This window comes from Streptomyces huiliensis, assembly GCF_020037025.1.
Classification (GTDB): Bacteria; Actinomycetota; Actinomycetes; order Streptomycetales; family Streptomycetaceae; genus Streptomyces; species Streptomyces huiliensis.
The window spans coordinates 22,787-34,811 of record NZ_JAIQLH010000152.1 but is presented as its reverse complement, the minus strand read 5'-3'; the positions used below and the strand labels follow the sequence as shown (position 1 = coordinate 34,811).

The following is a 12,025-nucleotide window of genomic DNA, read 5'->3' as shown; positions in this document are numbered from 1 at the left end:
CCGCGTCGTCATCGAACGCGCGGTGGGCGCCGAGGCGCCCGCGCCGGCCGGCGACGACGACGGCGCCGAGGCCGAAGTCGACGACGTCCGTACGGTCACGGTGACTGGTGTGGGCGAACGCTGGCTCGGCGCCGACCTCGCGCCCCTGACGCTCCCTTAGGGGCAGGGTCTCCCTTAGGGGGCGGGTCCTCCCGTAGGGGTCGGGTCCCACGGTCGGCACCTCGCGCGGGAGCTCGTACGTGACGGGCCCCGCCGCTCCCCCCCCCCGGGTACCCCCGTTCAGGCCGACGCCCAAGCCCCCGCCGCCGCGGCCCGCTCCGCGTACGTCGTGAAGTCGACCGGCTCCCGGCCCAGCACCTGCCGCACGCCGTCGGTCACGGTGGCCGTGTGTCCCTCCCGGTGGAGGGCGAACAGGGCGTCCAGGGCCCTGGCCGCCGGCTCCGGGAGGCCCGCGGCCAGCAGTTCGGCGTGGTACTCCTCCGGGGTCAGCTCCACGTAAGCGATCTCCCGGCCGGCCGCCCGGGCCATCACCGTCACGGCCTCGCCGAACGTCAGGGCGCGCGGCCCGGACACCTCCGTCACGCCGTCGGTGTGCGCGGCACGGGTGAGCAGCGCCGCGGCCACCGCCGCGACGTCGTCCGCGTCGACGAACGGCTCCGGGACGTCCCCGATCGGCAGGGCCAGGCGGCCGTCGCGCAGCGGGCCGCGCCACAGGTCCTCGTCGAAGTTCTGGTTGAAGTTGTTCGCCCGCAGGACGGCCCACTCGGCTCCGGAGGCGCGTACCGCCGCCTCGGCCGCGGCCATGCCCTGACCGAAGTCCGGGCCGACGTGGTCGAGGCCCCGGCCCGACAGGACCACGAACCGGCCGACCCCCGCCCGTACGGCCCGCGCGGTGAACTCGGGGACCGCCTCGTACCCCTCGTCGGGCGCGACCAGGTAGACGGCCGAGGCGCCGTCCAGGGCGGCGGACCAGCCCGCGGGCTCCGTCCAGTCGAAGCGGACCTCGCCGGAGCGGGACGCGGCCCGTACGGGTACGCCCGCGGCGCGCAGCTCGCGCACCACGCGGCGGCCGGTCTTGCCGGTCGCACCGAGGACGAGGACGGGACGAGGGTCAGGGGAAGAGGGCACAGGGTGGTTGCTCATGCGGACGAGTCAATCCCGCGGTCGCGGCACGGCACATGGGTGATCGTCCGCGGCCCATGTCCGGGCGTCCGCGCCCCGCGCGGCCCCGCATATCGTGCCGATCATGGACCCCTTCGACGACCTGCTGCGCGGCGTGCGCGCCAACGGTGCCGTCTTCGCCGGATCGGTGCTGACGCCGCCGTGGACGCTGCGCTTCGCCGACGACGCCTACCTCACCCTCTGCGTCCCCCTGGACGGCGCCGGCTGGATCGTCCGGGACGGCGGCGGGGAGCCGCGGCCGGTGCGGACGGGCGAGGCGGCGATCGTGCGCGGCCCGGAGCCGTTCGTCTTCACGGACGATCCGGGGACGGGCGCGAGGTCGCCCTCGGGCCCGCACTCGGGGCCGCCCTCGGGCCCGCACTCGGGGCCGCCCTCAGGGCCGCACTCGGGCCCGCCCTCAGGGCCGCGTTCGGGGTCGCCGGAGGGCGTCGGCCGGGCCATGCTCCTCGCGGGCGCCTACCGCGTCCCGGGTGAGGTCCCCCGCAGGCTGCTGCGGGCCCTGCCGCCCGTCGCCGTCGTCCCCGACGAGCACGACTGCGCCGCCATGCGCGGCTACCTGGAGGCCCAGCTCACCACCGGCCTGCCCGGCCGGCAGATCGTGGTCGACCGGCTGCTCGACTGGCTGCTGGTGTGCACGCTGCGGCAGTGGTTCGACCGGCCCGGGGCCGCCCCGCCCGCCTGGTACCTCGCGCTGGGCGACGACGTGGCGGGCCCCGCCCTGCGTGCCATGCACGACGCCCCGGAACGGGCCTGGACCCTCTCCTCGCTGGCGGCCGCCGCCGGAGTGTCACGTTCCACGTTTGCCAAGCGCTTTCAGGCCCTGCTGGGCGAGCCGCCGCTGACCTACCTGACGGAATGGCGCATGACCCTCGCCGCCGACCTGCTCTCCGAGCCCGGCACGACGGTGGCCGCCGTCGCCCGTCGCGTCGGCTACGCCGATCCGTTCGGCTTCAGCGCGGCGTTCAAGCGGGTCAGGGGCGTGAGCCCGAGCGCCCACCGGGCGGCCGGCGGTGAGCGCGTCAAGGCCGCCCCGTGAGAAGTAACCGACAAGGTGTCGGGAAGATGTTGCGATGTTGCCGCCGGGCGTGGTGACATGGGGGGAGAGACATGGTTAGGCATGCCTGACCTTGACCGGCTGCCCAAGGAGGCGTTCATGTCGGCCCAAGAGCCCCCAGCAGCCGAGAACCATGGTGCGCGTCCGGCCGGCAGGCAGGCTCGTACGCCTCGCGGGGAAGCAGCCGAGGGCACGCCCTCGGTGCGCGACCTGCTGGCCGCCTGCGCCGCCGCCGACGCCGTCTCCACACCGCCGCGCGCGCCGGCGCCCGAGCCCCTGCGGGACGGGCAGGGCGGGCGGGACGCGCAGGACACGGACGGACCGGACGTGGACGACGAGGGGGAACCCGGCGGTCCGGACCGCCGGGCCGCGGCCTGAGTGTGCGAGGGCCGCTCGCAGCGGCCCCCGTCCGCTACGGAACGACGACCACCTTGGTGCCGTTGGGCGCGAACTCCCACATGGCCCGCCCGTCCGCCGGCTTCTCGCGGAGGCCGCCCGTCTTCTTCGCCGGGTCCGGCTGCGGCGGCGAGCCGTCCACCGCGGCGCTGAAGCCGAAGACGACCCCGTTCGCGTCCCTGTGGAAGCGCACGATGTGCTCCAGGCGCACGCCGTCGGAGCCCGGGCCGTTGAGGTCCCGGGAGGTCACCGCGTACGTCCCCGGCTGCGGGTTCACCGTGCTGGGCGTGACCTCGAAGGACCGGACGTCCTTGGCGTCGGCGCCTGCCAGCCACACCCGCTTCTGCCCCACCGAGTACACGACCCGCTTGCCGGTGCCGGAGCCGCTCGGCACGGCCGGGGGAGCGTCCTTCCGGGCGTCGCCGCCCTTCCCCTTGTCGTCCTTGCCGGAGCCCTTGGCATCGCCGGGCGTCACGGAGGCGGCGGCGGACGAACGGTGGACGCGGTGGGGCGCGGCCGACGCCTCGTAGGCGAGGTAACCCACCACGGCCAGTGCCGCCGCGGTGAGCCCGGTCACGAACACCCCGGAGCTGCTGCGTGCCACCCTGCGCACCCTTTCGTCCCCCGTACGGCCATGCGGCGTACGGTCATCGGCCCCGACCGTAGCACCCGGACGCACCACCGCCGCGCCCCCGAGGCGCCTCCGGGGCGCCCCTGGGATACCCCTGAACCTGGCCCACGCGGGCACCGGCGGCACCACGGCGCGCCGTAGGCTTGTCATTGTGCTGCTGCTCGCTCTTGATACCGCCACGCCCGCCGTCACCGTAGCCCTCCACGACGGTGACTCCGTCGTCGCCGAGTCCCACCAGGTGGACGCCCGTCGCCACGGGGAGCTCCTGCTGCCGGCCGTGGACCGGGTGCTCGCCGAGGCAGGCCGTACGCTCGACGAGCTGACCGGCGTCGTCGTCGGCGTCGGGCCCGGCCCGTACACCGGCCTGCGCGTCGGCATCGTCACGGCGCTGACCTTCGGCGCGGCGCTCGACGTGCCGGTGTACGGGCTGTGCTCGCTCGACGGCATCGCCTACGCGGCCGGGGCCGCCGGGCTGACCGGCGAGTTCGTGGTGGCCACGGACGCCCGCCGCAAGGAGGTCTACTGGGCGCGCTACTCCGGCGCCCGGACCCGCGTCACCGAGCCCGCCGTCGACCGGCCCGCCGAGCTGACCGAGCCGCTGGCCGGGCTGACGGCCGTCGGCGCGGGCGCCGTTCTGTACGCCGACGCCTTCACCGACGTCCGGGCCGACCTCCCGCAGCACCAGTCGGCGGGGGCGCTGGCCGCGCTCGCCGCGGAGAAGCTGCGCACGAAGGGTACGGAGGGCGCCGACGCGGGGTTCCTGCCCGTCCAGCCGTTGTACCTGCGCCGCCCGGACGCCCAGGTGCCGGCCAACTACAAGGTGGTCACACCGAAGTGAGTGCGTCAGCGAGCTCGACGGCGGGCCCCTCGGAACCGGGAGCGGGAGCCGGAGTGGAGACGGTCCGCGTCCGTGAGATGCGCTGGTGGGACCTTCCGGCCGTGCTGGAGCTGGAGCGCGCGCTGTTCCCGCAGGACGCCTGGTCCAAGGGGCTGTTCTGGTCCGAACTGGCGCACGCGCGCGGCGCGAACGCCAACCGGCGCTACGTCGTCGCGGAGAGCGCCGCCGGGGACACCGCCGGGCGCGTCGTCGGCTACGCGGGCCTCGCGGCCGTCGACGGCACGGGCGACGTGCAGACCATCGCCGTCGCCACCGACCACTGGAGCACCGGCCTCGGCTCCCGGCTGCTCCGCGAACTGCTCGCCGCCGCCACGGCCTTCGAGTGCCGCGAGGTGCTGCTGGAGGTCCGGGTGGACAACACCCGCGCCCAGCGCCTGTACGAGCGCTTCGGCTTCGAGCCCGTCGGCATCCGGCGCGGCTACTACCAACCGGGCAACGTCGACGCGCTCGTGATGCGTCTGCCCACGGAAACGGAATCCGACGGCGGCCCCGCCGCGGACACCGACGCTGTGCACGACATCGACGCAGTGCAAGACGGCAACGCAGTGCAAAACACCGACGCAGTGCAAGACACCGACGCAGTGCAAGACACCGACGCAGTGCAAGACACCGACGCAGTGCAAGACAGCAACGCAGGGCACGACATCAACGCAGGGCAAGAGGGAATGACCCATGGCTCCACTGACTGACGAACCGCTCGTCCTCGGCATCGAGACCTCGTGCGACGAGACGGGCGTCGGCATCGTCCGCGGCCACACCCTGCTCGCCGACGCGGTCGCCTCCAGCGTGGACGAGCACGCGCGCTTCGGCGGTGTCGTCCCCGAGGTGGCCTCCCGGGCTCACCTGGAGGCGATGGTCCCCACCATCCAGCGGGCGCTGAAGGAGGCCGGCGTCTCCGCCAAGGACCTCGACGGCATCGCCGTCACCGCGGGCCCGGGCCTCGCGGGCGCCCTCCTCGTCGGTGTCTCGGCGGCGAAGGCGTACGCCTACGCTCTCGGCAAGCCGCTCTACGGCGTCAACCACCTCGCCTCGCACATCTGCGTCGACCAGCTGGAGCACGGCGCCCTGCCCGAGCCCACCATGGCCCTCCTGGTCAGCGGCGGTCACTCGTCCCTGCTCCTCGCGCCGGACATCACGTCCGACGTCCGGCCCCTCGGATCGACGATCGACGACGCGGCGGGCGAGGCGTTCGACAAGGTGGCCCGCGTGCTCAACCTGGGCTTCCCGGGCGGCCCGGTCATCGACCGCTACGCCCGCGAGGGCGACCCCGAGGCCATCCGGTTCCCCCGTGGCCTCACCGGTCCCCGCGACCCGATCTACGACTTCTCCTTCTCCGGGCTCAAGACCGCAGTCGCCCGCTGGATCGAGGCGAAGCGCGCGGCGAGCGAGACGGTGCCGGTCGCCGACGTCGCGGCCTCCTTCCAGGAGGCGGTGGTGGACGTCCTCACCCGCAAGGCGGTCCGCGCCTGCAAGGACCACGGCGTCGACCACCTCATGATCGGCGGCGGCGTTGCCGCCAACACCCGGCTCCGCGCCATGGCCGAACGCCGCTGCGAGGACGCCGGCATCACCCTCCGCGTCCCCCGCCCCAAGCTCTGCACCGACAACGGCGCCATGGTCGCCGCCCTCGGCGCCGAGATGGTCGCCCGCGGCCGCGCCGCGTCCTCCTGGGACCTCCCGGCGGACTCGTCCCTCCCGGTCACGGAACCGCACGTGCCGGGCGCGCAGCGGGAGCCCGACGCTCACGACCACTCCGCTGCGCACGACCACTCGCACGGTCATGGCCACTCGCACGACCACGTCCACGAGCTGAGCAAGCAGAACCTGTACGACGCGTAACGGACGGCCCGTCGCCTCAACAGGCCGCCCACCGTGGCCTGTTCGAGGCATTCCGCCCGAAGTCGTCGCGCTGTACCTTTCGGGTGTCGAGGGGGCAGCGTGAATCCGTCATGGCGCAAGCCCGCGCCACTGGGCTGGTCGGCCGCGCGTGAGGGGCAGTACACGACCGCTGCGCCCCTCCTGGGCGGGGCGAGCATCACGCTGCTGGGACTCGTCATCACGGACCGCGACACGTTCCGCTGGCCGGACCCCACGCTGCTCGCCCTCGCCCTGACCGCGTTCTTCATGGTCATGGCGGTGGTGTGGGGAGTCCGCTCCCGCCAGTACCTGTACTCGCGCGGCGACGTCGAGGCGTGGTGGGGTCCGCTGTCCGAGCTGTCCGACGAGCGGCACGAGGAGCTCGTCGAGGACCAGCGGAGGCACTACGCCACCTGGACCAGGCTGGCCGGGAGAGCGGACTTCTGCTACTCGTCGGGGCTCCTCTGCCTGACGGCGGGCAGCAGCCTCGCCCTGGTCCCGCCGGCACACGCGGCGGCGCCCGCGTGGCGGTGGCTGGCCGCGGCGACCATGGCCCTCCCGGTGGTGGTTGTGCTGCTCGCCTGGGTGATGCCATACATAGGCAGCGCGATCCGCGCCTGGCCGGCCGACAGCCACGACTGACCTACGGACAAGGAGCGCCATGCCTCCTCGCCAGTGCCCCGCCTGCGACGCGGCCCCCACCGAACGGCCCGACCACTACGCCGACTGCCCCCTGCAGGACGTCCCCCTGACGCAGGTCGCCGGCCTGTCCCTCAGGGAGGCGGAAGCGAAGGCGGCGCAATGGCGGTCGCAGAACACGTGACCGCCGAGCGGGCGGACCCGGGCCGCGCCCCGCCCACGCCGCCCCGCCGGTCACACCGCTTCGTGCGGCGCGTCCCTCCCGCTGAGTACAGCTTCGATGAAGTCGGCCGGCGGCAGGTAGCCGTGGTCTGTCACGTAGTGAAGGACGAGGTCCGGAGCCGCCAGCCATACGCCGTCGGCGGACACCACTCTCACCTCCGCCGTGCCGAGCATCAGTGTCCGCCCATCGGCCGTGACCGTCACCGGCGAGTTGGTGCCCGGCACATCATGCGGAAGCGCACAGGCATGCCAGCCGCGCGTCTTGGCGTGTGGAGCTCGTAGGCACAGGCGGCTCAGGGCTTCTGTGAAACCGTCGGGAGCCGTCCCCCGGGGGAACTCCTTCGTCTCGTCCAGCCAGCCGATGTTCAGCGCCGTGATGCCGTCCGGCACGGTGTCCCGCATGTACACGTACGGCGAATGGTCCTCGTAGTACGTCAAGGTCTCTCCTAGACCACGCTTCGGCACGCTGCCCAATGCACGCGTCCCATGTTCGGTCTGAGCAGTTCCGAAAGGTAGGCCTCCCGGGTGACCGTCAGCGTCCGTGGTGTCCCTTCGATCGCGAGGCCTGTCGGAGGGAAAAGAGAGTAGTCGGGTAGTTGTTCGCCCGGACCGTAGACCTCCAGGGGACGGGCTGTGCCCCGCTCGATGTCGTTGCCCAACGCGTCCGATATGGAGTCCCCGTGGCGACCGTACATCGCCACGGACGTCCCGTGGGGGACGGTGACGGGAGTCCCGTCACCGGCGTTGATGCCGCCATGACCGCTGAACACCAGCTCGTGGTCGGGGCGTCCCAGGGTTCTGACGTCCTGGGTGGTACCGGACGAGCCGGTGACGAAATCCGGAGCACCGCGTTCGACTCCCGCACGCTCGCAAGGCGACAGCCCGAGGGGGTCGGCGAGGACGTGGGGGTTGAAGACATACGCCACCGCGTTCGGCCCCGCCGCAAGCCCCAGTGGGTCCGGGGACGTGTAGCGCGCCGTTTCCGGGTCGTAGTGGCGGTGGACGTTGTAGTGGAGGGTGGATTCGGGGTCGTAGTACTGGCCGGGGAAGCGGAGGGGGGTGTAGGTGGTGCTGGTGGTGGACCAGGTGGTGGTGCCCCAGAGGGTGGTGCGGGTGTGCCAGGCGGGGGTGCCGGATTCGTCGAGGAGTTCGGTGGGGGTGCCGATGAGGTCGGTGACGATGGCGAAGAAGCGGTGGTCGACCTCGGACTGGGGGGTGGTGGGGGTGATGCGTTCGGTCTGGGTGAGGGGGGTGAGGCCGCGGTGGTCCCAGGTGAGGGTGACCGGGTGGGGTAAGGCGGGGGAGTGGGTGGTCTGTTCGGCGAGGGTGGGGCCGTCCCAGGTGAAGTCCACCCGCTCCGTGACCTCGCCCGAAGGACCCAGGCGCTGTTTCGCCGTGCGGCGGCCCAAGGGGTCGTAGAGGTAGCGCCATCGGGTGCCGTCGGGGGTGGTGACGCCGGTCAGGTGGTCCTCGGCGTCCCACTCGTACCGCCAGATGTCAGGGCCGCGGGAGAGCCGCTTCCGCCGGCGGACGACGACGCGGCCGGCGGCGTCGTGCTCGTAGGTGACGGAGCCGGCGCGGCGGAGGCGGGTGCCGGTGTACGCGCGGGGGCCGCGGGCCTCCGCGCCGGGGTGGCCGTCCGGCCAGTGCGCCTCCGTCTGGTTGCCGGCCGCGTCGTACGCGTACCGCTCGGTCCAGTCGGCTGCGTGGACGGCGGTGACGCGGCCCGCCGCGTCCAGGTCGAAGGTGCGGGAGCCGCCGGATGTGTCCGTGATGCCGGTGAGGTGGCCGTCCGGGCGGTAGGTGTAAGCCCGGTGCAGCCGGGCGGAAGGGGCGGTCAGGGTCTGGGACAGGAGGCGGCCCGTCGGGTCCCAGTCCCGGGCCAGGGTGACGTCCGCGCCGAAACGGCGGGCCGTCTCGCGGCCCGCCGCGTCGTGGTCGAGGGTGAGGGTGTGGCCGGAGGCGGTCAGGGAGGTGGGCCGGCCCGCCGGGTCGTACGTCCAGGCGCTCACCGCGCCGGCCGGCGTCGTCCGGCGCGTCCGCCGGCCCGCCGCGTCGTACGCCGAGCGGAGCGTGCGGCCGTCCACCGTCTCGGCCAGCGTGCGCCCCGCCGCGTCCCGCTCGAACGTCAGGGTCGCGTCCGGGCCCGCCGCCGTCAGCAGCCGGTCCGCCGCGTCGTACGTGTACGTCGTGACCCGGCCCGCCGCGTCCCGCGCGACGACGCGGTCGAGTACGTCGTGCGTGTACGTGATCGTCTCGCCGAGGCCGTTGGTGCGGGAGGCGAGCCGGCCCGCCGCGTCGTACGCGTAGCCGAGCACGCGGCCGTCGAAGTCCGTCTCGGCGACGAGCAGTCCGGCCGGGTCGTAGTCGTACGTCCAGGTCAGCCCCTGCGGGTTGGTGACGCGGCGGAGGCGGAGGGCGGTGTCCCAGGTGAGCTCGTGGCGGGTGCCGTCGGGGTCGGTGCGGCTCGCCGGGCGGTCGAACGCGGTGTACGTCCAGCGCGTCACCCCGCCGAGCGGGTCGGTGTGGGCGACGAGGTTGCCCTCCCCGTCGTACTCCCAGCGCTCCCGCGCGCCGTCCGGCGCCGTGCGGGAGGCGAGGCGGCCCTCGACGGTCCAGGTCAGGCGGGTGGTCGCGCCGAGCGGGTCGGTGACGGCGGTGACGCGGCCGAAGGCGTCGCGCGCGCAGCGGGTGACGGCGCCCAGCGGATCGGTGATCTCCGTCGGCAGCCCGGCCGCGTCGCACCGGACGCGCGTCACCCCGCCGAGCGGGTCGGTGACGGACGTGAGCCGGCCCGTGGTGTCGTACGTGTACGAGGTGATGGCGCCCGTGGGGTCGGTGTGGCGGACGAGGTTGCCGTTCTCGTCGTACTCCTGCCGCACGACCGTGCCGTCCGGCCGGACCACGGCCTCCGGCAGTCCGGGTGCCGCGTAGCGCGCGGTCAGTTCGCCGCCGTCCGGGCGGACGGCCGCGACGAGGTCGCCGTTCGCGTCGTAGCGGAAGGTGGTCGTCCGGCCGAGCGGGTCCGTGCGGGACAGCAGGTGGTCGTGGCGGTCCCAGGTGGAGCGGGTCACGGCGCCGGTGGGCCCGGTCTCCTCGACGACGTGCAGCGCGGCGTCGACCAGGTAGCGGGTGGTCGCGCCGAGGGAGTCGGTCGCCGTGGTGAGGCGCAGGCCCGACTCCGGATCCGGGTCCCCGTACGTAAACGAGAACCCCATGTGCCCCTCGGCCCCCACCTGGTGGACGCAGCGGTCGTGGGCGTCGTACGTGAACGCGTAGGCGTGGTCGTTGCGGTCGGTCCAGGAGGTGATGCGGCCGCGGTCGTCGTAGGTGAGACGGAGGGGCAGCCCGGAGGAGTCGACCACTTCGGTCAGATCGCCGTCGCGGTAGCCGTAGCGGACGAGTTCTGCGTCGGCCAGGTGCAACGCCGTGATCCGGCCGCCGGCGACGGTGACGCGGACGGACGGGCCGCCGTCGTGGGTGATCGCGGCCGGGGCGCCGTCCGGCGTGTAGTCGAAGGTGACGCCGTTGCCGTTGCGGTCGGTGAGGCGGCGGAGCAGGGCGAGGCCGGTGCCGAAGCGGGTGAAGTGCCAGGTGCGGCCGGTGCGCGGGTCGGTGACGGCGTACCCGTCGTGGCCCTCGTCGTCCCGCCGCTCCTCCAGCGGCCACCGCGGGCCCTCGACGGGCAGCGAGCGGCCGTCCGGGCCGGGGAGCGGGTAGTCGAGCAGCATGCCGTCGTCGAGGACGAGGACGAGGCCGGCGGCGTCGATCTCCAGCCGCTGGTCGGCCGTGCTCGTCCAGGACGGGCCGAACCACCGGCCCGCCCGGTACCCGGACTCCGCCGCCCGCCGGAAGAGCAGCGGCGGGGAGCCGGACAGCGCGACGTCCGTCTGGCGCAGCACCATCCTGCCGGTCGCCATGTCGACCGGGTCGCCGTTGACGCAGCGGGCGTCCTCGCGGCGGGAGTGGTCCCGGGGGCGCTCGGCCGTGTGGGCGCGGGCCGCGCCGGTGGGACGGGTCCGGGCGGTGCCGTTCCCGGCGGCCGGACCGGCGGAGGCGCCCGGACCGGCGGAGGCGGGCGGGCCGCCGGCGCCCGGGCCGCGCGTCCGCGCGAACGAGTCGTGGACGTGCCGGTCCTGCTTCCTCTGCGCCCTGCCCGCCTCGGCCAGCCCCTTCCCGACGTCGTCGAGGTGCTTCCGCAACTCGCCGTGCGCCTTCCCCAGGGACCCCATCGCCTTCTCGACGGCCTCCTCGATCGCGCGGGCGAGGGAGCCGCGGCCCCGGGTGCGGGCGAAGTGCCGGTGGGTGGTGCCGAGATGGCGGCCGCCCTTCTCGTTCAGGTGGCGGGAGTGGTCGTGGACGCTGGTGGTGAAGGTGTTGTGCTCGTGCTCGTCGAAGACGAGGTCACCGCCGCCGCCCGGACCCCCGCCGCCCGCGCTCGCCAGGACAAGGCCACCGTGCCCGCCGGCGCTCGCGATCCGCAGGTTCTCCCGGCCCGTCCGGGCGGTCTGCCGCAGGTCCACGCCGTCCTGCGCGCCGAGCCCGTCGGAGACCACCTGGACGACGAGGTCGGTGGTCATCGCGTCCAGCGCCGCGAAGACCGGGCCGGTGACCACCGACAGCACTTCCTGCGCCGCCGCCTCCGCGGCCTCCTTCAGCAGCCGTTTGACCACCGTGCGGGTGACGGCCACCCCGCTCACCGCGCCGAGTTCGGAGAGGCCGAGGGTGAACGGCGCCGCCGCCTGTGCGGCGGCGACCTCGGCCGCCAGGACCCCCAACTGCACGATGGCCGCGCCCTTGGCCCCCGCCACGACCGCCGCCGCCGCGTCCAGCCCGCCGGCCAGCAGCCGGCCGGCCTCGGCGAGGTGGTGCAGGTGCTTGCCGTTGAGCTTGCGGACGTGCGCGTCGATCGCCTCCGTCATCTGCCCCCGGTTGGTCGACAGCAGGCGGTTGAGCGCCACTTGGGCGTTCCCGCGCCCGGCGTCGACGTCGGAGGCGAAGCTCCGTAACGACCGGGCCATGTCCCGGTAGTCGTCCTCGTCGACGTTCGGCCAGGTGACGCCGATCAGGTCGAGGACGAAGGCCAGCTTGTCGGGCAGGACGACACCCATCCCGGAACCCCCCTGCGGATACGGGCACCTCTGCT

10 protein-coding genes and 1 pseudogene are annotated in these 12,025 nt (G+C 74.1%); 7 read left to right on the top strand and 4 right to left on the bottom strand.

Annotated features, from left to right (window positions below):
- Nucleotides 1-279 precede the first annotated feature (279 nt).
- Nucleotides 280-1,143: an NmrA family NAD(P)-binding protein gene (locus JNW98_RS23690; RefSeq protein ID WP_223770299.1), complete on the bottom strand. Its 864-nt coding sequence runs from the start codon at nt 1,141-1,143 to the stop codon at nt 280-282.
- Between the two features lie 103 nt (nt 1,144-1,246).
- Here JNW98_RS23690 and JNW98_RS23685 point away from each other — a divergent pair, with 103 nt between their 5' ends.
- Nucleotides 1,247-2,218, top strand: a complete 972-nt coding sequence (locus tag JNW98_RS23685) for an AraC family transcriptional regulator (protein ID WP_223770298.1) — start codon at nt 1,247-1,249, stop codon at nt 2,216-2,218.
- An 81-nt stretch (nt 2,219-2,299) separates the two neighbouring features.
- The gene (locus tag JNW98_RS23680) at nt 2,300-2,614 is read left to right on the top strand and encodes a hypothetical protein (RefSeq protein WP_372459309.1); all 315 of its coding nucleotides are present in this window, start codon (nt 2,300-2,302) and stop codon (nt 2,612-2,614) included.
- 34 nt (nt 2,615-2,648) lie between these two features.
- On the opposite strand, the gene JNW98_RS23675 is transcribed toward JNW98_RS23680, so the two are convergent.
- Nucleotides 2,649-3,236, bottom strand: coding sequence for a hypothetical protein (locus tag JNW98_RS23675; protein WP_223770297.1), 588 nt, complete (start codon nt 3,234-3,236; stop codon nt 2,649-2,651).
- A gap of 178 nt (nt 3,237-3,414) precedes the next feature.
- On the opposite strand from JNW98_RS23675, the gene tsaB reads away from it, so the two are divergent.
- From tsaB to JNW98_RS23650, 5 genes and pseudogenes are all read left to right on the top strand, one after another.
- Nucleotides 3,415-4,101: a tRNA (adenosine(37)-N6)-threonylcarbamoyltransferase complex dimerization subunit type 1 TsaB gene (gene tsaB, locus JNW98_RS23670; protein WP_223770296.1), complete on the top strand. Its 687-nt coding sequence runs from the start codon at nt 3,415-3,417 to the stop codon at nt 4,099-4,101.
- Between the two features lie 77 nt (nt 4,102-4,178).
- Nucleotides 4,179-4,658: pseudogene (rimI, locus tag JNW98_RS23665) on the top strand (ribosomal protein S18-alanine N-acetyltransferase); the annotation flags it as partial.
- Nucleotides 4,659-4,842: 184 nt separating this feature from the next.
- Nucleotides 4,843-6,000 carry a tRNA (adenosine(37)-N6)-threonylcarbamoyltransferase complex transferase subunit TsaD gene (tsaD, locus tag JNW98_RS23660; protein WP_223770300.1) on the top strand — a complete coding sequence of 386 codons (1,158 nt, stop codon included), beginning with the start codon at nt 4,843-4,845 and terminating at the stop codon, nt 5,998-6,000.
- 99 nt (nt 6,001-6,099) lie between these two features.
- Nucleotides 6,100-6,660, top strand: coding sequence for a hypothetical protein (locus tag JNW98_RS23655; RefSeq protein WP_223770295.1), 561 nt, complete (start codon nt 6,100-6,102; stop codon nt 6,658-6,660).
- Nucleotides 6,661-6,679: 19 nt separating this feature from the next.
- A complete protein-coding gene (locus tag JNW98_RS23650) occupies nt 6,680-6,841 on the top strand; it encodes a thioredoxin domain-containing protein (RefSeq protein ID WP_223770294.1) in 162 nt (53 codons plus the stop codon).
- Between the two features lie 50 nt (nt 6,842-6,891).
- Here JNW98_RS23650 and JNW98_RS23645 read toward each other — a convergent pair whose 3' ends face one another.
- Together JNW98_RS23645 and JNW98_RS23640 are read right to left on the bottom strand one after the other, a co-directional pair.
- Nucleotides 6,892-7,317, bottom strand: coding sequence for a DUF7919 family protein (locus JNW98_RS23645; protein WP_223770293.1), 426 nt, complete (start codon nt 7,315-7,317; stop codon nt 6,892-6,894).
- An 8-nt stretch (nt 7,318-7,325) separates the two neighbouring features.
- Nucleotides 7,326-11,990: a putative adhesin gene (locus JNW98_RS23640; RefSeq protein ID WP_223770292.1), complete on the bottom strand. Its 4,665-nt coding sequence runs from the start codon at nt 11,988-11,990 to the stop codon at nt 7,326-7,328.
- Between the last annotated feature and the right edge of the window lie 35 nt (nt 11,991-12,025).